Source organism: Candidatus Nanopelagicales bacterium (assembly GCA_041393815.1).
In the GTDB taxonomy this organism is placed as follows: domain Bacteria; phylum Actinomycetota; class Actinomycetes; order S36-B12; family JAWKJK01; genus JAWKJK01.
In genome coordinates this window covers 54,384-72,920 of sequence record JAWKJK010000005.1, presented here as the reverse complement: position 1 = coordinate 72,920, position 18,537 = coordinate 54,384, and the positions used below count along the sequence as shown (strand labels likewise).

At 74.8% G+C, this 18,537-nt stretch carries 15 protein-coding genes; 13 read left to right on the top strand and 2 right to left on the bottom strand.

Annotation, left to right across the window (positions count from 1 at the left end; all coding sequences use genetic code 11):
* The first annotated feature begins 52 nt into the window (after positions 1 to 52).
* The 5 genes from R2737_14380 (at position 53) to R2737_14360 (ending at position 7,447) form a co-directional block, all read left to right on the top strand.
* Positions 53 to 478 carry an NUDIX hydrolase gene (locus tag R2737_14380; GenBank protein MEZ5117443.1) on the top strand — a complete coding sequence of 142 codons (426 nt, stop codon included), beginning with the start codon at positions 53 to 55 and terminating at the stop codon, positions 476 to 478.
* A complete protein-coding gene (locus R2737_14375; protein MEZ5117442.1) occupies positions 475 to 2,589 on the top strand; it encodes a DUF6049 family protein in 2,115 nt (704 codons plus the stop codon). The genes R2737_14380 and R2737_14375 overlap by 4 nt, the downstream gene beginning before the upstream one ends.
* The gene (gene murJ, locus R2737_14370) at positions 2,586 to 4,397 is read left to right on the top strand and encodes a murein biosynthesis integral membrane protein MurJ (protein MEZ5117441.1); all 1,812 of its coding nucleotides are present in this window, start codon (positions 2,586 to 2,588) and stop codon (positions 4,395 to 4,397) included. The genes R2737_14375 and murJ overlap by 4 nt, the downstream gene beginning before the upstream one ends.
* Before the next feature lie 19 nt (positions 4,398 to 4,416).
* Positions 4,417 to 5,748: an NlpC/P60 family protein gene (locus R2737_14365; GenBank protein MEZ5117440.1), complete on the top strand. Its 1,332-nt coding sequence runs from the start codon at positions 4,417 to 4,419 to the stop codon at positions 5,746 to 5,748.
* A gap of 235 nt (positions 5,749 to 5,983) precedes the next feature.
* Positions 5,984 to 7,447, top strand: coding sequence for a protein kinase family protein (locus R2737_14360; protein MEZ5117439.1), 1,464 nt, complete (start codon positions 5,984 to 5,986; stop codon positions 7,445 to 7,447).
* A 116-nt stretch (positions 7,448 to 7,563) separates the two neighbouring features.
* On the opposite strand, the gene R2737_14355 is transcribed toward R2737_14360, so the two are convergent.
* Positions 7,564 to 8,133: an HNH endonuclease signature motif containing protein gene (locus R2737_14355; protein MEZ5117438.1), complete on the bottom strand. Its 570-nt coding sequence runs from the start codon at positions 8,131 to 8,133 to the stop codon at positions 7,564 to 7,566.
* Between the two features lie 1,760 nt (positions 8,134 to 9,893).
* Here R2737_14355 and sigM point away from each other — a divergent pair.
* The 5 genes from sigM (at position 9,894) to R2737_14330 (ending at position 14,871) form a co-directional block, all read left to right on the top strand.
* On the top strand, positions 9,894 to 10,673 hold the full coding sequence (gene sigM, locus R2737_14350; protein MEZ5117437.1) for an RNA polymerase sigma factor SigM: 780 nt from the start codon (positions 9,894 to 9,896) through the stop codon (positions 10,671 to 10,673).
* Positions 10,670 to 11,917, top strand: a complete 1,248-nt coding sequence (locus tag R2737_14345; protein ID MEZ5117436.1) for a hypothetical protein — start codon at positions 10,670 to 10,672, stop codon at positions 11,915 to 11,917. Before sigM ends, R2737_14345 begins: the two co-directional genes overlap by 4 nt.
* Before the next feature lie 266 nt (positions 11,918 to 12,183).
* Positions 12,184 to 13,158, top strand: a complete 975-nt coding sequence (gene trxB, locus R2737_14340; GenBank protein MEZ5117435.1) for a thioredoxin-disulfide reductase — start codon at positions 12,184 to 12,186, stop codon at positions 13,156 to 13,158.
* A 180-nt stretch (positions 13,159 to 13,338) separates the two neighbouring features.
* Complete coding sequence (gene trxA, locus R2737_14335; protein ID MEZ5117434.1) at positions 13,339 to 13,665, top strand: thioredoxin; 327 nt, start codon at positions 13,339 to 13,341, stop codon at positions 13,663 to 13,665.
* Positions 13,666 to 13,752: 87 nt separating this feature from the next.
* A complete protein-coding gene (locus R2737_14330; GenBank protein ID MEZ5117433.1) occupies positions 13,753 to 14,871 on the top strand; it encodes an N-acetylmuramoyl-L-alanine amidase in 1,119 nt (372 codons plus the stop codon).
* Here the strand turns inward: R2737_14330 and R2737_14325 are convergent.
* Positions 14,846 to 14,998, bottom strand: coding sequence for a hypothetical protein (locus R2737_14325; protein MEZ5117432.1), 153 nt, complete (start codon positions 14,996 to 14,998; stop codon positions 14,846 to 14,848). The genes R2737_14330 and R2737_14325 overlap by 26 nt on opposite strands.
* Before the next feature lie 132 nt (positions 14,999 to 15,130).
* Here R2737_14325 and R2737_14320 point away from each other — a divergent pair, with 132 nt between their 5' ends.
* Genes R2737_14320 through R2737_14310 form a run of 3 tightly spaced genes read left to right on the top strand, consistent with a single transcriptional unit; the run spans position 15,131 to position 18,535 of the window.
* Positions 15,131 to 16,456, top strand: a complete 1,326-nt coding sequence (locus R2737_14320) for a PLP-dependent aminotransferase family protein (protein MEZ5117431.1) — start codon at positions 15,131 to 15,133, stop codon at positions 16,454 to 16,456.
* A 25-nt stretch (positions 16,457 to 16,481) separates the two neighbouring features.
* On the top strand, positions 16,482 to 17,447 hold the full coding sequence (locus R2737_14315) for a D-alanine--D-alanine ligase (protein MEZ5117430.1): 966 nt from the start codon (positions 16,482 to 16,484) through the stop codon (positions 17,445 to 17,447).
* Entirely contained in the window at positions 17,444 to 18,535 is a 1,092-nt protein-coding gene (locus tag R2737_14310) for a hypothetical protein (protein ID MEZ5117429.1), read from the top strand. Before R2737_14315 ends, R2737_14310 begins: the two co-directional genes overlap by 4 nt.
* Positions 18,536 to 18,537 lie beyond the last annotated feature (2 nt).

Here is an 18,537-nt window from a genome sequence, read left to right as displayed (position 1 = left end):
CCCGTCCTCCGGACGCCGGCGGCCCCGGGGGCGGACGCGCCACCTCCCCCGCGTGGAGGAGACCTCCGCCGGCGGCCTGGTGGTCGACCGCAGCGTCGACCCCCAGGCGGCGGCCGTCATCGGCCGGCACGACCGCCGGGGCCGCCTGGTGTGGTCCCTGCCCAAGGGGCACCTGGAGGAGGGCGAGACGCCGGAGGACGCCGCGATCCGCGAGGTCGAGGAGGAGACCGGCATCCGCGGCCGGGTGCTCGCCCCGCTCGGGGTCATCGACTTCTGGTTCGTCGTGGAGGACCGGCGCATCCACAAGACCGTGCACCACTACCTGCTCGAGGCCGTCGGCGGCGAGCTGTCCGACGAGGACATCGAGGTCGTCGAGGTCGCCTGGGTGCCGCTGGAGGAGCTGCCCGGCCGGCTGACGTACGCCGACGAGCGCCGCCTGCTCGGTCGGGTGTCCGAGCTGCTCGCGGACGCGGGGTGACCCCGCGCCGGCGGCCGTTCCCGCGTACGTCCCTGCCCTCGCCGGTGGCGCTGCTGCTGACCGCCCTGCTGTGCGCCGCCCTGCTGGCCCCGCTGCTGCTCGCGGCCCCCGGGCCGGCCGCCGCCGCGGAGGACGACCCCGCGACGGTCCTGCAGGTGTCGGTGGAGAACCTGGCCCCGGCCGTGCCCACGCCCGACGGCACCCTGGTGGTCTCCGGGCGGGTGTCCAACACCGCCGACGTCCCGGTCACCGAGGTCGAGATCCGGCTGCGGCTGTCCACCATCCCCCTGCTCGGCCGTGCCGAGATCGAGTCGGTCGTCGACGGCGCGTCCAACTACGACGGGCTGGCCGTCGACGGCACCCGGGAGCGCATCAGCGAGCGGCTGCGGCCCGGCGGCGAGGCGTCGTTCCGGCTCGAGGTCCCGTTCACCGACCTGCCACTCTCGGCGACCGGGGTGTACGTCCTCGGCGTGGAGGCCCTCGGGCGCTACGACGGGCTGTTCGACCGGCAGGGCCTGACCCGCACGTTCCTGCCCTGGGTGCCGTACCCCGAACAGCTCGACCCGTCGCGGCTGGTGACGATGTGGCCCATCGTCGACTTCCCGTCCCGAGACGCCGCCGGCGTCCTGGTGACCGACCGGACGCCGCGCGAGCTGTCCCCCGGCGGCCGGTTGCGGACGCTGGTCGACGTGGGCGCCGCCGCCCCGGGGACGGTGTCGTGGATCGTCGACCCGGAGGTGCTGCAGACCGCGGAGGAGATGAGCGAGGGCTACCAGGTCCTCGTCGCCGGGACGGTCGAGCCGGGCGAGCGCGCGGACGACGCGGCGTCCTGGCTGACCGCGGTGCGCGGCGCCACCGGCACGCTGCCGGTCCGGGTGCTGCCGTACGCCGACGTCGACGGCACCGCGCTGCGTCGCGCCGGCCTGGACCGCGACCTGGTGCGCGCCACCACGCTGGCGCCGCCCCTGGCCGGACGGATCCTGGACCGCGAGGTCACCGGGGGCCTGTACTGGGCCCCGGGTGGCAACGTCGACAAGGCCACCCTCGAGCTGCTCATCGCCGCGGGCGTCGACGCGGTCATCATCAGCGACACGGTCATGCCGCCCAAGGAGACGCTGCCGTTCACCCCCAGCGGCACCGGCACCCTGAACACCGGACTCGGCTCGATGCGCGCGATCCTCACCGACAGCGGCCTGACCGCGGCGCTGTCGATGCCGCAGCGGACCCGCGGCCAGGTGCTGCTGGCCCGGCAGGCGTTCCTGGCGCAGACCGCGATGGTGACCCTGGAGCTGCCCAGCACCCCTCGCACCGTCGTCGCCGCGCCGTCCTCACCCCGGTGGAACCCGAACGCCTCGCTGGTGCGCGAGATCCTCGCCACGGTCGAGAACGCGCCGTGGATCACGCCCACGTCGCTGGAGACCCTCATCGCCGCCCGTCCCAGCGAGGTCCGCCGGGCCCGCAAGGGCTACGGCGACGGGCGCAAGTCCGAGCTCCCGCCGGCGTTCCTCGCCCGGATCGCCGACGCGCAGGAGGAGCTGGCCCGCTTCGCCGACGTCGTCGACGACCCCGCCGGGCTGACCGAGCCGTTCTCGGCCGCCCTGATCCGGTGCGAGTCGTCGGCCTGGCGGCAGGAGCCGCGCACGGGCGACGACCTGCTGCGGCGGGTGGAGGACGAACTCGCGGCGGACATCGACCGGGTCCGCGTGCTGTCCCGGGGCACCGTCACCTTCTCCGGCGACCGCGGCGTCGTCCCGGTCACCATCGCCAACGACCTCGACCGCAGCGTCACCGTCGGCCTGCGCCTGGTGGGCATCCCGCCGCTGCGACTGGAGTCCGAGCCGGTCACGGACCTCACGCTCGCCCCCGGCCGCAAGACGTCGGTCGAGGTCGACGCGCGGGTGGTCGGCTCGGGCACCGTCGACGTCGCGGTGCAGCTCACCACGCCGCAGGGCCAGCCGTACGGGGCGCCGGTCGCGATGGAGCTGCGGTCGACCGCGTACGCACGCGCCGCCGGGTGGGTCATCGCCGCTGCCGGGGTCGCGCTGGTGGTGATCGTGGTGGTCGGTACGGTCCGGCGCATCCGAGCCGCCACCCGGAAGGACCCGTCGTGACCCGCGACCGCCCCGCCGGGCGCCCTCGCCCCGGCGCCGGCCGTCCCGGCGACGACGAGGCGTCCGGTCGCGTCGCGCCCCGCGGTGACGCCGCCGGGGTGGAGCGCGAGGTCGAGGAGGCCGCCCGCGAGGCGCAGCCGGGCGACCTGAACGCGGCCCCGCCGAGCGCGGCCGGCCGCGGCCTCGTCCGCAACAGCGCGGTGATGGCCGTGGGCACCGTCACGTCCCGCGTGACCGGGGTCCTGCGCGACGTCGCGATGACCGCGGCCCTCGGGTTCTACCTGGTGTCCGACGCGTACTCGCTGGGCAACACGCTGCCCAACATCATCTACATCCTGGTCGTGGGCGGCGCGCTCAACGCGGTCTTCGTCCCGCAGTTGGTCCGGCGGATGAAGGACGACCCCGACGGCGGCGCGGGCTATGCCGACCGACTGCTCACGCTGGTCGGCACCGTGCTGCTGGTGCTGTCGATCGCGGCCGTGCTGCTGGCCCCGTGGATCGTGCGGATCTACGCCACCGACGCCTACTCGCCCGAGCAGCTGGACCTCGCCACCGCATTCGCCCGCTACTGCCTGCCGCAGATCTTCTTCTACGGCCTGTACGCGCTGCTGTCGCAGGTGCTCAACGCCCGCGGCCGGTTCGGCGCGCCGATGTTCGCGCCGATCGTCAACAACGTCGTCGCGATCGGCACCTTCCTGCTGTTCCTCGGCATCGCCGGCCCCACCGCCGCCGCGGACGGCGCGCTGACCCCCGGAGAGACGGCGCTACTCGGCGTCGGCACCACCCTCGGCGTCGCCGCCCAGGCGCTGGTGCTGGTGCCGATCCTGTGGCGGTCCGGCTACGCGTACCGCCCCCGCTTCGACTGGCGCGGCGCCGGCCTGGGCAAGGCGGGCAACCTGGCCTCCTGGACCATCGGGCTGGTGCTGGTCAACCAGCTCGCGTACGTCGTCATCACCCGGCTGGCCACGCTGGCCAACGTCACCGCGTCGGAGAACGACCAGATCGCGGCCGGCCTGACGACCTACCAGAAGGCACATCTGATCTTCGTCCTGCCGCACAGCGTCATCACCGTGTCGATCGTGACCGCGCTGCTGCCCGCGCTGTCGCGGGTCGCGCACTCCGGCCGGCTGCGCCAGGTCGGCCTCGACGTCGCCTCGGCGATGCGGCTGGTCGCGGCGTTCGTCCTGCCGGTCGGGACGATCCTCATCCTCACCGCACCCGGCCTGTCCGTGCTGCTGTTCGGCTACGGCGCCGCCACCACCGCGCAGGCCGAGCTGCTCGGCGCGGTGGTGTCGGTGTTCATGACCGGCCTGCTGCCCTTCACGCTGTTCTACGTGCTGCTGCGCGGCTTCTACGCGCTGGAGGACACCCGGACTCCGTTCTGGCTGACGGTCGTCTTCAACGTGGTGATGCTGGCGCTGTCGGTGCCGTTCTTCTACGCCGTGCGCGGCTCCGCGCAGATCGGCGCGCTGGCGCTGGGCTACTCCCTGGCGTACTGGATCGCGTTCGTCGTCGCGTGGGTGGTGCTGTCCCGCCGACTCGGCGGCCTGGACTCGCGCCGCACGGTGCGGTCGCTGGTCCGGATGTTCCTCGCGTCCGCACTGGCCTTCGGGGTCATGTTCGGGACGCAGGCCCTGCTGGTCTGGAGCGACCTGGGACCCGACGGCCGGCTGCAGATCCTGGTCAACGTCGTCGTGGTGTCGGCGGTGGGCCTGGCGGTCTACCTCGCCGCCGCCTGGAGCTTCCGCATCGACGAGGTCGGCCAGGTCGTCCGGATGGTCGGTCGGCGGCTGTCCCGCCGCGGCTGACGCGTGAGACGCTGACCCGGTGAGGGCAGGGCGGGGTCGGCTGCGCCGCCCCCTGGTCGGCGCGCTGGCCGCCGGGGCGGTGCTGGCGGCCGTGCTCCCCGCGCAGGCCGTCCCGTCGCGATCGGGGGCCGCAGGGGCGACGAGCACTCCCGCAGGCGCCGGTGGTCGCTCCGGTGCCGGCGCGTCCGCCGCGGTTGCCGTGGCTGCCGCAGCACCGACCGACATCGAGGACGCCCGCGCCCGGGCCGCGGCACTGCGCGAGCGGCTGGACGACCTGGAGGCCCGCCGGGAGCTGGCCATCGAGGACGCCGCCGCGGCCCGCGACGCGCTGGCACGCGCCATCAGCGGTGAGCTCGCCGGGGCCCGGCAGGTCGACGCCGTCGCCCGGGTGGAGGCCGATGCCCGGGCCCGGATGACGAGCACGGTGCGGGCGCTCTACATGGGCGGCGGCATGCCCGCCCTGTATGCCACCGTGCTCGACGGCCAGGACCTCGGCGACGCGGTGGACCGGGTCCGGCTGGCGACGTCCCTGGTGACCGGCGGCCTGACCCGGATCGAGGCCGCGGAGTCCGAGCTGGCCGCCGCCCGGGCCGTGCAGGCCGAGCTGGCCGCCGACACCACCGACCGGCTGCAGCTGGCGCAGCGCGCCGCGGCCGCCGAGTCGACGGTGCGTCGACTCAGTGCCGAGCTTCGCACCGCGCTGGCGGGGGCCGACGCGCAGGTGCGCCGCCTGCTGGAGGAGGAACGCGCCCGTGCCGAGCAGGAGGCCCGGGAGGCAGCCGCCCGCGCACTGGCGGCCGCCCGCGCGGCCTCGCCCTGGACCACCCCGGCGGAGGTTCCGGCCGACCAGCGGCTCGCCCTGGACCGGGCGCTGGCCGAGGCGACCGCGGCGCCGGCCTCGCCGTACGCCGTCGCCGTCCTCGCCGACGCCCGCCGCTGGCTGGGTGTCCCGTACTCCGCCGGCGGCGGCAGCACGTCCGGACCGACCCGTGGCTTCTGCGACGCCGGGTGGGACGACGGTCGGCTCGGGGGCGCCTGCCTGGCCCAGGTCACCGTCGGCTTCGACTGCTCCGGGCTGATGCTGCGCATCTTCGCCGCGGCCGGGTACGCGCTGCCGCGGGTGTCGCGGCAGCAGTTCTTCGCGGGCGACCGGGTCCCGATGGCGTACGCCGCCCCCGGCGACATGCTGTTTTGGGCGTACGACCTGTCCAACCCGGCGACGATCCACCACGTGGCGCTCTACCTCGGCCACGGCCTGATGCTGCACTCGCCGCACACCGGGGATCACGTCCGGGTGGCGCCGGTCTACACCGACGGCCTCGTCGGCGCCGTCCGCCCCAGCTTCCGGTGACCCGCCGTCCCCGTCGCACCGCCCCTCCCGGGGCGGACCCCCTGCACCGCGGGACCGTCGCGTGGATCCGTGCCGCCGCTGGGACAGGACCGCTCGGGGGAGCTGGCCGCCGCACGCTCGGCCGCGACAAATGATAGGCGCCATCGAACCATTCGCCCCTGTCGGCGCAGATTCCGTCCGTTCGGCCGACGGCGCGCCGGTGGCCCGACGTACCCCCCTCCCCTAACCTCGAGACGTGGGCGCCACGGGAGTGACCGGTCGACGCATCGGCCGGTACGAGTTGCTCGACCTGGTGGCCGAGAAGGGACCCGTCCAGTTGTGGCGGGGCACCGACCCGGCGCTGGGGCGGGCCGTCGGCGTACAGCTCATCGCCGCCGACCACCCGCACGCCCCCGAGGTGCACGCGGCCGCCCTCGCGGCGGCGCAGGTGCACGACCGTCGCCTGGTCAGCGTCCTCGACGTGGTGGAGGGCGACGGGCTGCTCGCCGTGGTGTCCGAGTGGGTCACGGGGCGCACGCTGGCCGACATCCTCGAGGAGCGCGCCGGGGAGCCCCTCACCGGCCAGCAGGCGGTGACGATCGCGCGCGCCACCGCCCGCGCGCTGGCCGCGGCCCGCGACGCCGGCGTCTGGCACGGACGGCTGCAGCCCAACAGCATCCTGGTGACCGACCTCGGCGAGGTACGCGTCCGCGGCCTGGGCGTCTCCGCCGCCCTGCGTGGCCTGCTCCCCATGGGCGAGCAGGACCCCGACCGTGCCGACGTGCACGGGATCGGGTCGGTGCTGTACGCCTGCCTCACCGCCCGGTGGCCGGACGGGATGACCCAGGGCGTCGCCGCGGCACCGCGCGCCGGCGTCCGGGTGCTGCCCCCGTCCCAGGTGGTCGCCGACGTACCGACCGGGGCGGACGACTTCTGCGGACGCTCCGTGATCGGGATGGCCCTGCCGCGCGGCCGTTCGCCGTTCACGGATGCCGGTGACTGCGCCGCGACCCTGTCGATGATGACGGAGCACGCCTCGGGCCGCGCCGCCAGGACGGCCCGCCGCCCCCGGGGCGAGCGGCGCTGGCTGCGCTACCTCGGTCGCTTCGCCGCGGTGGTGGTGGCGCTGCTCGCCGTCGTCGGCCTCGGCATGCTCGGGCTGCAGCTGGTCAACTCCGGCCAGTCCCCGTTCGGTACCTCCGCCGTGCCCGTCCCCAGCGGCGTCCTCACCGCCACCTCCACCGTCGGCGCCACCTCCTCGCTGCCGGCGCCGAGCGGCGAGACGACCCTGCCGATCGTCACGATCAGCGACTTCGACCCCGACGGTGACGACGGCACCGAGAACCCCGAACTGGTCCCGCTGGCCGTGGACGGCGACCCCACGACAGCCTGGACGACCGTGATCTACCGCAACCCGGACCTGTCCGGGAAGCGCGGCACCGGCCTGCTCATCGACCTCGGCGCGCCCCGGCCCGTGACCGCCGTCGACCTGCAGCTGGTGGGCAACGGGACCGACGTCGAGGCGTTGATCGCCGACCAGGTCAGCGAGAACCCAGAGGACTGGACCCGGCTGGCCGCCGCCGCCGGAGCCGGCCCCGAGATCACGCTGCGGTCGCCGCGTCCGGTGACCGGTCGCTACGTACTCGTCTGGCTGACCCGGATCCCGCTGGACAACAACCGCTTCCAGGGCGGCATCCGCGAGGTGTCCGTCCGCGGCTGACCGCCACCCGGCCGACCCCGACCGCCTGGCCGACCCTCGCCCGCCCCGGTGAACCCGCGCGCCCCGGTGAACCCGCGCGCCCCGGTGAACCCGCGCGCCCCGGTGAACCCGCGCGCCTAAGCTGCGGCCGCCCTCAGCAGGGCGTCCACCGCGTCGTGGAGCCGCAGCCGCTGCCCGCGTACGAAGAACTCCGCCGCCTCGCGTGCCAGTCTGTCGGCACCCGACAGGCCGGGGTCATCGGCCAGTGCCGGCGCACCACGAGTCGGCTGGACGTCCGGGTGCTCCGGCACCCGCTCGCCGTCGGGGAGGACGAAGACGAACGCGCCGTTCGGTCGGGTGCCGATCGCGAACGCCTCCTCGTGCAGCCGCCGGTGGTGGTAATGGCACAACGTGACGAGGTTCTCCAAGTCGGTCGGTCCCCCGGCGATCCAGTGTCGGACGTGGTGCAGGTGCAGGTGCCGCCGGGACCCGCAGCCGGGGAAGCGACAACGTCCGCCATCCCGGCGCAGGACGGCGGCCCGAAGCGCTGCGCCCGGACGGCGTGCCGAGCGGCCCAGGTCGACACCGCTGCCGTCGGCCAGCCGGGCCACCAGGTACGCGGATCCGTCGCACAGCAGTTGGGCGAGGACGGCGGGATGCGCGCCGGCGGCGCCCTCGTACCGGCAGGTCGACGGGGTGCGGGCCACGGCAGTGGCGGGAGCAGCTCCGGTATCCGAGGCGCGATCCGCGCCCGGGTCGTGGTCCGACGACGCCAGTCTCTCCGCGGAAGATCGTTTCCATCCGTCAGCACCCAGGGACGTGACTGCGAGAGCCCCCGGGTTCGACGAGTTCTCGCGGCCTGACCGCCCCCGGGCAGGCGGAGCGGGCGGTTCCTCACCTGCGGGAACAGACGGCGCCGGCCTTTCCGCGGAAGATCGTGTCGCGCGGGGCGGCCTCCAGCCCTCGGATCGGACCGGGCTCGCCGGGCTCCCGCCGCGTGCATCCCCCGCCTCCCGGGTCCCCGCAGGCCGGGGCCCGGCTCCGCCGCCGGTGGCGGCGCGGGTCTCGGCCGCCTCCTGGAGGGCCGCCAGGTCCGCGTGCAGCACCACCCGCACGGGCACCGGCGGCGGCGTCGGCAGCGCGGGTTCGGACTGGGGCGACGCCGGAGACCCAGCCGACGCCGGAGACCCAGCCGACGCCGGAGACCCAGCCGACGCCGGGATCCGGCGGTGGCCGCTCGCCCCGGACGGCGGGCGCCCGCGGCCCACGCGGCGTAGCCGCGGGCGAGGTCGACCAGCGCGTCGGCCCGGGTGCGCGGGGGCGTCGCGCCTAGCTGCTCGCGGCCGCGGCCCGCAGGGTCGCCGGGCTCCTCGCCCGGTTCGGCAGGACCGGCCTGTCCGTACCCCACGTCGTGTCCCTCGTCCTCTGCTTCGACCAGGCGGGCGCCGTACGCCGCATCGAGCGCCGCCACCAGGAGGGCGCCGTCGGCACCGGACAGTCGGGCCCGGATCACCACCGTGCCGTCGTCGTCCACGAACCAGTCGGCGCGCCGGGCCCGGTGGGCCGCGCGCTCCTCGGGAGGAATCGTGGCGCGCCGCAGCCCGCTGACCAGCCGCTCGAGCTGGGCCCCGGTGCAGTGCTGCGCCATCTCCAGCAGAGCGGCCTCGTCCACCAGATCGGCGACCCGGGTCAGAGCGCGGACCTGCGAGTACGACAGCCGGCCGGCCCGGAACGCCTCGATCACCAGAGGCAGTCCCGCGAGCGTGCGGGCGACCCGGACGTGTTCCGCCGCCGTACCCGCCCCGATGCCGCACCGCCAGGACAGCCAGTGGCTGGTCGACCGGATCCCGATGCTGCGGCACCAGCCGTCACGGCGGTCGAACTCCGCCAGCAGCAGCAACCAGCGGCAGGTGGCGGCAGCGAGCCGGCCGGCCTCGCCGACCACCCGCTCCTCCAGGACCTCCAGCGGCAGGCCATCGTCACCGCGTGTGTCCCGGGGCGCGATGCGCGCGTCGGACGGGATCCGCTGTCGAGTCAGGGTCGCCATGCCGCGACGGTACGGCGGGGGTCTGACGGTCCCGGGCCGTCGGACGCCGGTGCTGTGGACGGCCGCCCGGACCGCGTGGGCGGCGACGGGGGCGGCCGCGCGGCCCCCGCGTCATGGGCGTCCCCACGTGCGGGCCCGGGGTCGTGGGGGTGCGTCGGACGGGCGAGCAGCCTGGCGGCGCCCCAGCGCGCGGCGGCGGACGAGCGGACCGGATCGAGGGGGACGAGACGGGATGCCCGCGAATGCGGCCCTAGGCTTCGGGTCGTGCCCACGCCCGGTTCGACGCCCGAGGAGGAGTCGACTCGGCGAACCCGGACCGGCTCGGGCTCCTCGGGTGGGACCGGGTCGTCGGGTGGGACCGGGTCGTCGGGTGGGACCGGGTCGTCGGGCGGCCCGGGATCCTCCGCCCCCACGGACCCCTTGGGAGGCGCCGCTGCCGCCGGGTCGGACGCCGCCGGGTCGGACGCCGCCGGGTCGGACGCCGCCGGGTCGGACGCCGCCGGGTCGGACGGAACCGGGTCGGACACGACCGCCGCGACGCCGGCGGACCTGGAGGCCGCCCGGGACGCCCGGCTGCTGGCCGCGCACGTGGCCGGGGATCCCGACGCCTTCGCGGAGCTGGTACGCCGGCACCGGGACCGGCTGTGGGCGGTGGCGCTGCGGACCACCGGCGACCCCGAGGAGGCCGCCGACGCCCTGCAGGACGCGCTGATCTCGGCGTTCCGGCGTGCCGAGCAGTTCCGGGGCGACGCCCGGGTGACGACCTGGCTGCACCGGATCGTGGTCAACGCCTCCCTGGACCGGATGCGGCGACGCGCTGCCCGGCCGTCGGTACCCCTCCCGGAGCACGATCCCGAGGGCTCCCGCCCGGAGATCGCCGACCCGGACGACCCGCTGGGCCGACGCGAGACCGCGCTGGAGATCCAGCGGGCGCTGGCCGAGCTACCCGAGGAGCAGCGCGCCGCCGTGGTCCTGGTCGACGTCGAGGGCTGGTCGGTGGAGGAGGCGGCCCGGATCCTGCAGTGCCCGCCGGGAACCGTGAAGAGCCGCTGCTTCCGGGGCCGGGCGAAGTTGGCCCGTCGGCTGGGGCACCTGCGGAACCCCGACGCGGAGGACCCCGTCCCATCCCCGGCGCCACGCCCCTCAGCCGAACGGACACATTCCCCTCGCACCCCCGGAGGAGGTGACACCACCCCGTGAGCCAGCCCACCGACGGAACCCCCGAGGACCGGGACCCCGTGACCCAGGACACTCCGGACGACCGCGCGACCGCCGCCGAGGCGTCGGATCGGTCGTACGGAGGACCGAACGACGCCGACACCCCGAACGACGCCGACACCCCGAACGACGCCAGCACTCGCGACGGCACCCCCAACGCCGGCAGCGAGCCGGACGATCTGGACCCGGAGACGCTGGACCCGGCGGACGAGGCGTGGTTGCTCGCCACCCTCCGCGCACTGCCGGACCCCCCGATGCCGGCGGAGGTGGCCAGCCGGCTGAACGACGTCCTGGCGCGCGAGTCGGCCCGCAGGTCCCAGGGTTCTGCGGAGTCGATCACCGCGGGAGCCGGAAGCGGCGTGGGAGCAGGAAGCGGCGCACGTGCCGGAACGGGCGACGCGGTCACACCGGCCGAGGTCGTCCCGCTGCCCCGTCGGGGCCTGTCGCGCGCCCTCCCCGGTCTGGCCGCCGCATCCGTGGCGCTGCTGGCCATCGCCGTCGCCGTACCCCTGCTCAACGGCGGGGGCGACGACCCCAGCCCGACCGTGGCCGCCGCCGAGGACCTCTCCCAGCCCGGGGAGGTCATGGCGGCGGGCGTGCCGGCGAGCATGGCGGTCGCGGCGACCGGGACCGACTACGTCCAGGACCGGCTCAGCGACCAGGTGCACGACCTGCTCGACGCCACCGGGCTGATGGCGCTGGCCGCCGACGCCGGGGAGGGGTCCGACGGCACCGAGCCACAGGCCACCCCGGGGTCCGGCGAGGACCAGGGCGGCTCCGGGAGCGGGTCCGAGGGGGACGCCGCTGCGGAAGCCGGCGGGGACACCGGTGGGGACACCACTGGGGACCCCGACGGGGACACCGGCGCCGGCACGGACGACGCGACGGGTGGCCCGACGGGCGGCCAGGCCGGCAGCGACGGGACCGCGCAGCCCGAGGGTCAGGTCGCCGCACCCGCGACCCGGGGGCTGGTCCGCCAGTACGGCGGCTCCGGCTTCACGGCGTCCGAGGAGGCCATGAGCGACTGCGTCCGGGGACTGGCCGGGGACACCGCCACCCAGGCGCTGGTCGTCGACCGGGGCCGCTACCAGGGCGAACCCGCCGGCGTCGTGGTGTTCTCCACCGACCGGCAGCTCGCGATGGTGGACGTCTGGATCGTGCGCCCCGGATGCGACGACACGGACCCGCAGGTCCTGCTGTTCCTGCGGACGTCGGCGCGGCCCTAGCCACGGTCGCTCCTCCCGGTCGCTCCTCCCGGTCGCTCCTCCCGGTCGCTCCTCCCGGTCGCTCCTCCCGGTCGCTCCTCCCGGTCGCTCCTCCCGGTCGCTCCTCCCGGTCGCTCCTCCCGGTCGCGGCTCCTGGTCGCGGCCCACCGGGGCGCCCCCGGGGAATGCGTACGCCCGTGGGATCGTTGTGGCAGCAGACGGGTCACATACCCCTGGGGGTATACTCGTCACCCTGACCGCCCGCCCCGCACGACCTGGGAGTACCCGTGGACGACGTCCGCCAGGTGATCATCATCGGCTCCGGCCCCTCCGGCTACACCGCCGCGGTGTACGCCGCACGCGCCCAGCTGTCCCCGCTGCTGTTCGAGGGCGCGGTGACCGCCGGCGGTGCGCTGATGAACACCACCGAGGTGGAGAACTACCCCGGCTTCCGCGACGGGATCATGGGCCCGGCGCTGATGGAGGAGATGCGCGCCCAGGCGGAGCGGTTCGGTACCGAGATGGTCACCGACGACGTGGTCGAGGTCGACCTCACCGGGGACATCAAGGTCGTCACCGACGGCTCCGGCCGCACCCACCGCGCCCGCGCCGTCATCCTGGCCATGGGCTCCGGCTACCGCGAGCTCGGCCTGCCGAACGAGAAGCGGCTGTCCGGGCACGGGGTGTCGTGGTGCGCCACCTGCGACGGGTTCTTCTTCCGCGGCCAGGACATCGCGGTCGTCGGCGGCGGGGACTCCGCGGTCGAGGAGGCCACCTTCCTCACCAAGTTCGCCGACTCGGTCACCCTGGTGCACCGCCGCGACCAGCTGCGGGCCAGCAAGATCATGGCCGAGCGCGCTTTCGCCAACCCCAAGATCCGCTTCGCCTGGAACTCCGCCGTCGCCGACGTCCTGGGCGACAGCAAGGTCAGCGGCGTGGTGCTGCGCGACACGGTGACCGGCGAGGAGCGCGAGCTGCCCGTGACGGGCCTGTTCGTCGCCATCGGCCACGACCCCCGCTCGGAGCTGGTCAAGGGTCAGGTGCACCTGGACGAGGACGGGTACGTCCTCACCGAGCCCGGCAGCACCAAGACCAACGTGCCGGGCGTGTTCGCCGCCGGCGACCTGGTCGACCACACCTACCGGCAGGCGATCACGGCCGCTGGCTCCGGCTGCGCGGCCGCGCTGGACGCCGAGCGCTACCTGGCCGCCCTCGAGGACTCAGTAGCGACCGGCGACCCGGTCGTCGCCACCACCGCCTGACCGGACGGGCTCAGGCGCGCCCGATCAGACCCTCCGACCGGATCAGCACCCGGTCGGATCAGCCACCAGGCCGCCCCGGCACCGCAGCTGCCGCCGTTTCCGCGGCGGCGCTCGTCGGCGGGCAGCCGTACGCTGGACCCCGGCCCGCACGGGCCCCGTACCGCACCGAAGGAGATCGCCGTGGGCGACGCCACCAAGATCGTGACCGACGCCAGCTTCGACGCCGAGGTCCTCAACAGCGACAAGCCCGTCGTGGTCGACTTCTGGGCCGAGTGGTGCGGCCCGTGCCGGATGGTCTCGCCGATCCTCGAGGAGATCGCGGCCGAGAACTCCGACAAGATCGTGGTCGCGAAGCTCAACGTCGACGAGAACCCCCGCATCGCCGCGTCGTACGGCATCACGTCGATCCCGACGATGAGCGTCTTCTCCGGCGGGCAGGTGGTCAAGCAGATCATCGGCGCCAAGCCGAAGGCGGCCCTGCTCAAGGACCTGGCCCCCTACCTGTAGCCAGCGCTCCCGACGGCACCGTCGACTCGGGACCGGTTCGCCGGACCGGGCGCCGGTGCCGCCGGCCGGCGTTCTACCCTGCCCGACATGCCGATCCCGGTGACGCGTCTGGGCGACCGCGGCCCCGTCGTCGCCGAGATCCGTGACCGCCTGACCCGGGTCACCCTGCTCCCGCACCCCGACGGCAGCGCAGCCGGGCCGCCGCCGGACGACGCCGTCTTCGACGATCATGTCGACCGCGCCGTCCGCACCTTCCAGCAGCTGCGCGGCATCACGGTCGATGGGGTCGTGGGGCCGCAGACCTTCCGCCGGCTGGAGGAGGCGCGCTGGCGACTCGGCGACCGGGTGCTGTCGTACACCCCCGGCCATCTCACCGCCGGCGACGACGTCCTGGAGCTGCAGCGCCGGCTGTCCGGATTCGGGTTCGACTGCGGCCGGGCCGACGGGGTGTTCGGGGTGCTCACCGACGGCGCCCTGCGCGACTTCCAGCGCAACGTCGGTGCAGAGGCGGACGGCACCTGCGGCCCGCAGACGTTCAAGGCGCTGGCCCGGCTGACCCGGGCGATCACCCCGGGCGGCCAGCCGGAGGCGCTGCGCGAGCAGCTGTCGCTGACCAGCGTGCGCACCGGGGTCGCCGACAAGGTCGTCGTCCTCGACCCCGGCCACGGCGGCCCCGAGCCCGGGCACAGCGCCAGCGGTCTGCGGGAGTGCGACGTCGCCGCGGACATCGCGGTGCGGGTGGAGGGCCGGCTGGCCGCCATCGGCACGCAGGTCCTGCTGACCCGGGCGACCGGTCCCGAACTGCCCGGCGACGCGGTGGACGAGTCCGTCCGGGCGGCGTTCGCCAACGACACCGGCGCCGACCTGGTGCTGTCACTGCATACCGACGCCGTGCGCAGCCCGCTGCCCAACGGCGCGGCCTCGTTCTACTACGGCGAGCCCACCGGCGGGGTGTTCTCGCTGACCGGGCACCACCTGGCCGAGCTCGTGCAGGAGGAGGTGTGCGGGCGGACCGACCTGCAGGACTGCCGGTCCCATCCCCGCACCTGGGACCTGCTGCGGCTGACCCGGATGCCCGCCGTGCGCGTCGAGCTGGGCTACCTGTCCCATCCCGGGGACGCCTCCCGGCTGGCCGACGCGTCGTTCCGCGACGTGCTGGCGGAGGGGCTGGCGACGGCGATCAGCCGGTTCTTCGCCCCGGACTGAGCTCACCGGGGGCGCGGTAGTCCGGGTGGTAGTCCACCCGGGGGCGCAGCAGGGCGCCGAGGAAGCCGGCCACCGCCCCGAGCAGGACCGCGAGCACGGCCAGCAGGACCCACAGCAGCACCCGCATGCGCCCTCCTCGCCCGTCATCCGGCATGGTAGGGGCCTCGGTGCGCACCCCGCGGACCGAGGCCGCGGTCCGCCGCGGCCGGGATTCGACCCGAGTCCCCATCCGCCCGGACGCCCCGAGGAGGTGACCGTCGTGACCACGCCCCTGCCGCCGGACCCGTTCCCGGCGCACGGCACCCGGCTCGACCCCTGGGTGGATTCCTACGCGGCGCGCGCCCAGGGCATGACGGCCTCGGAGATCCGGGCGCTGTTCGCGGTGGCCTCCCGGCCGGAGGTGGTGTCGCTGGCCGGCGGCATGCCGTTCGTGCAGGCGCTGCCGGTGGACTCGCTGGCCGACACCATGGCCCGGCTGCTGCGCGAGCGCGGGCCGGTCGCCCTGCAGTACGGCTCGGGGCAGGGTGACCCCACCCTGCGCAGCCAGATCCTCGACGTGATGTCGGAGACCGGGATCACCGCGCACGCCGACGACATCGTGGTCACGACCGGCTCGCAGATGGCGCTGGACCTGGTCACCCGCGTGTTCTGCGACCCGGGCGACGTCGTGCTGGTCGAGGCCCCGTCGTACGTGGGCGCCCTGGGCGTGTTCCGCGCCTACGAGTGCGACGTCGTCCACGTCCCGATGGACGAGCAGGGACTCCTGCCGGAGGCCCTGGAGGACGCGATCACCGCGGTCCGCGCCTCCGGGCGGCGCCCCAAGCTCGTCTACACGATCCCGTCGTTCCACAACCCGGCCGGCGTGACCCAGGGGCCGCAGCGGCGGCAGCAGGTGCTCGAGGTGGCCCGCCGGCACGGCCTGCTGGTTCTGGAAGACGACCCGTACGGACTGCTGGGCTTCGACGGGACCGTGCCGCGCGCCATCCGGGCCGACGACGAGGAGGGCGTGGTCTACCTCGGCTCGTTCTCCAAGACCGTCGCCTCCGGCCTGCGGGTCGGCTGGGCGGTGGCGCCGCACGGGGTGCGGGAGAAGCTGGTGCTGGCCGCCGAGGCGGCCGTGCTGTGCCCGTCCAACTTCACCCAGCTGGCGATCTCGGAGTACCTGGCCACCCAGCCGTGGCGCGAGCAGGTGAAGGTGTTCCGCGAGCTGTACCGGGAGCGCCGCGACGCCCTGCTGCAGTCCCTGGAGCAGCAGATGCCGCCCGGCACCACCTGGACGGTCCCGGCCGGCGGCTTCTACTCCTGGCTCACGCTGCCCGAGGGCCTGGACGCGACCGCGATGCTTCCGCGCGCGGTCGCCTCGCTAGTGGCGTACGTGCCGGGCACGGGGTTCTTCGTCGACGGGCAAGGCCGCCGCAACCTGCGGCTGTCGTACTGCTACCCGGAGCCGGACCGCATCCGGGAGGGCGTCCGCCGGCTGGCCACCGTGCTGGAGGCCGAGCTGGAGCTGGCCCAGACGTTCGGCACCTCGTCGGCGCTGCGGGACAGCGACGGCGTGGAGTCCCCGTCACCGGACCTGGCCTGAGGCCCGGGCTCAAAGGGAGGTACCCGTGTCGGTCCTGGTGCTCGCCGGGGGGCTGTCGCCCGAGCGCGACGTCTCCCTGCGTTCCGGTCGTCGCGTTGCGGATGCGCTGCGCGGCAATGGTTTCGACGTGGTCGAGCGGGACGTCGACGCCGCCCTGCTGGCGTCGTTGCGCTCGGACCGCCCTGACTGCGTCGTTCCCGTGATGCACGGCGCTGCCGGCGAGGACGGCGCCATCCGCGAGGTGCTGGAGTGCCTGGGCCTTCCGTACGTCGGATCCACGCCGGAGGCTTGCCGGCTGGCCTTCGACAAGCCGGTGGCGAAGACGCTGGTCCGGCGTGCCGGGATCGCCACGCCCGACTTCATCGCGTTGCCGCAGAGCACCTTTCGCGAGTTGGGGGCGCCAGCTGTCATCGAGGCGCTGGTGGGGCGGCTCGGGCTGCCCCTGGTGGCCAAGCCGACCCGCGGCGGCTCCGCCCTCGGTACCTCGGTCGTCCGTACGGCCGAGGAGCTGCCGGCCGCGATGGTGGGGGCCTTCGCGTACGGCGACGTCGTCCTGGTCGAGCGCTTCGTGACCGGCGTCGAGGTCGCGGTGTCCGTGGTCGAGGACGACGACGGGCCGCGGGCCCTGCCGGCCGTCGAGATCGTGCCCGACGGGGGCTTCTACGACTACAACGCGCGCTACATCGCCGGACAGACTGAGTTCTTCGTCCCCGCACGCCTCCCCGAGGACGCGCTCTCCGCGGCCGCCGACGTCGCCGTCCTCGCGCACCGCGTCCTCGGTCTGCGGGACTGGTCGCGGTCCGATCTCATCGTGGACGCGGCGGGCACCGCGTGGTTCCTGGAGGTCAATGCGGCACCGGGCATGACCGAGACTTCGCTTCTGCCCCAGTCGGTCTCGGCCGCCGGTGGGGATGTCGGCTCGGTGCTGGGCGCGCTCGTCGAGCGAGCGCGGGCCCGCCGCTCGGGCGACTCCGGCACCATGGGGTCGTGACCAGCGCGCAGCGACGACTGCCCCATCCGGGTTGGTTCGGCGCGGTCATGGGCACCGCGGCCATCGGCGCGGCGTCCTTCCTGAACCCCGGGCGCTCCGAGGTGCTCGCCCCGGTGTTCCGTGCGGTCGGTGCCGCATTCACGTTGATCGCTGCGGTCCTGCTGGTGCTGACCTTCACGTCCCACGTCGTCGCCATGCGGCGCCGGGGCATGCGTCCGGGTCGGGACGACCTCACCTCCGCGACGGTGGGGCCGCTCTACGCGACGTTCCCGGGCGGCATGTCCGTGGTCGCGCTCGCGGTGTCGTCCAGTGGCGTTCTCGACTCGGGGCCGCGCTGGTGGGTCACGATCGTGACCATCCTCGGCGTGGTCGGGACGGTCCTCGCCCTGCTGTTCACCCTGGTGTTCTACGTGGAGTCGTTCAGCGCCGACCTCACCACGCTCGACGACGTCAACGGGTCGTGGTTCGTCCCCCTCACGGTGGTGATGATCGGCCCGATCCTGTTGGCACGCCTGGCGAATGACTACCCACCGGAGGGTCGCACGGTCGAGGCGGTGCTCGCCGTGCTGCTCTTCGGCAGCGGCATCGTGCTCTTCCTGCTCACCGCTGCGCTGTTGTTCAGCCGGCTCATCCTCGCGGCCCATCCGCCGGCGTCCAGTGCGCCGACGTTGTGGATCATGATGAGCCCGCTCTCCATCGGTGGGCTCGCAGCGCTGGCCGTCGGGTCCGTCGGACAGGTGCTGTGGCCGGACCTCGGGACCGCGGTGCAAGGTGCGGCGATGCTGCTGGCCGCCTCGCTGTGGGGATTCGCCGTGTGGTGGCTGGCGGTCGCGGGGACGCTCATGGTCAGGCGCCACCAGGTGCGGAACCCGTTCTCCCCCAGTCACTTCCATCCGTCAGCGTGGGGACTCATCTTTCCATTGGGCGCACTGACCGTGTGCACGCTCACCCTCGCCGATCGCTGGGGGGCGCCGAGCGTGCAGGCGATCGGGGTGCTGTTCTACGTGGGCCTGGTCGTGCTGTGGTTCCTCGTCGCCTACGCGGCCGCGGAGTCGCGTCGCCGCCGGATGCGGGCGGCCGCGAACTGACT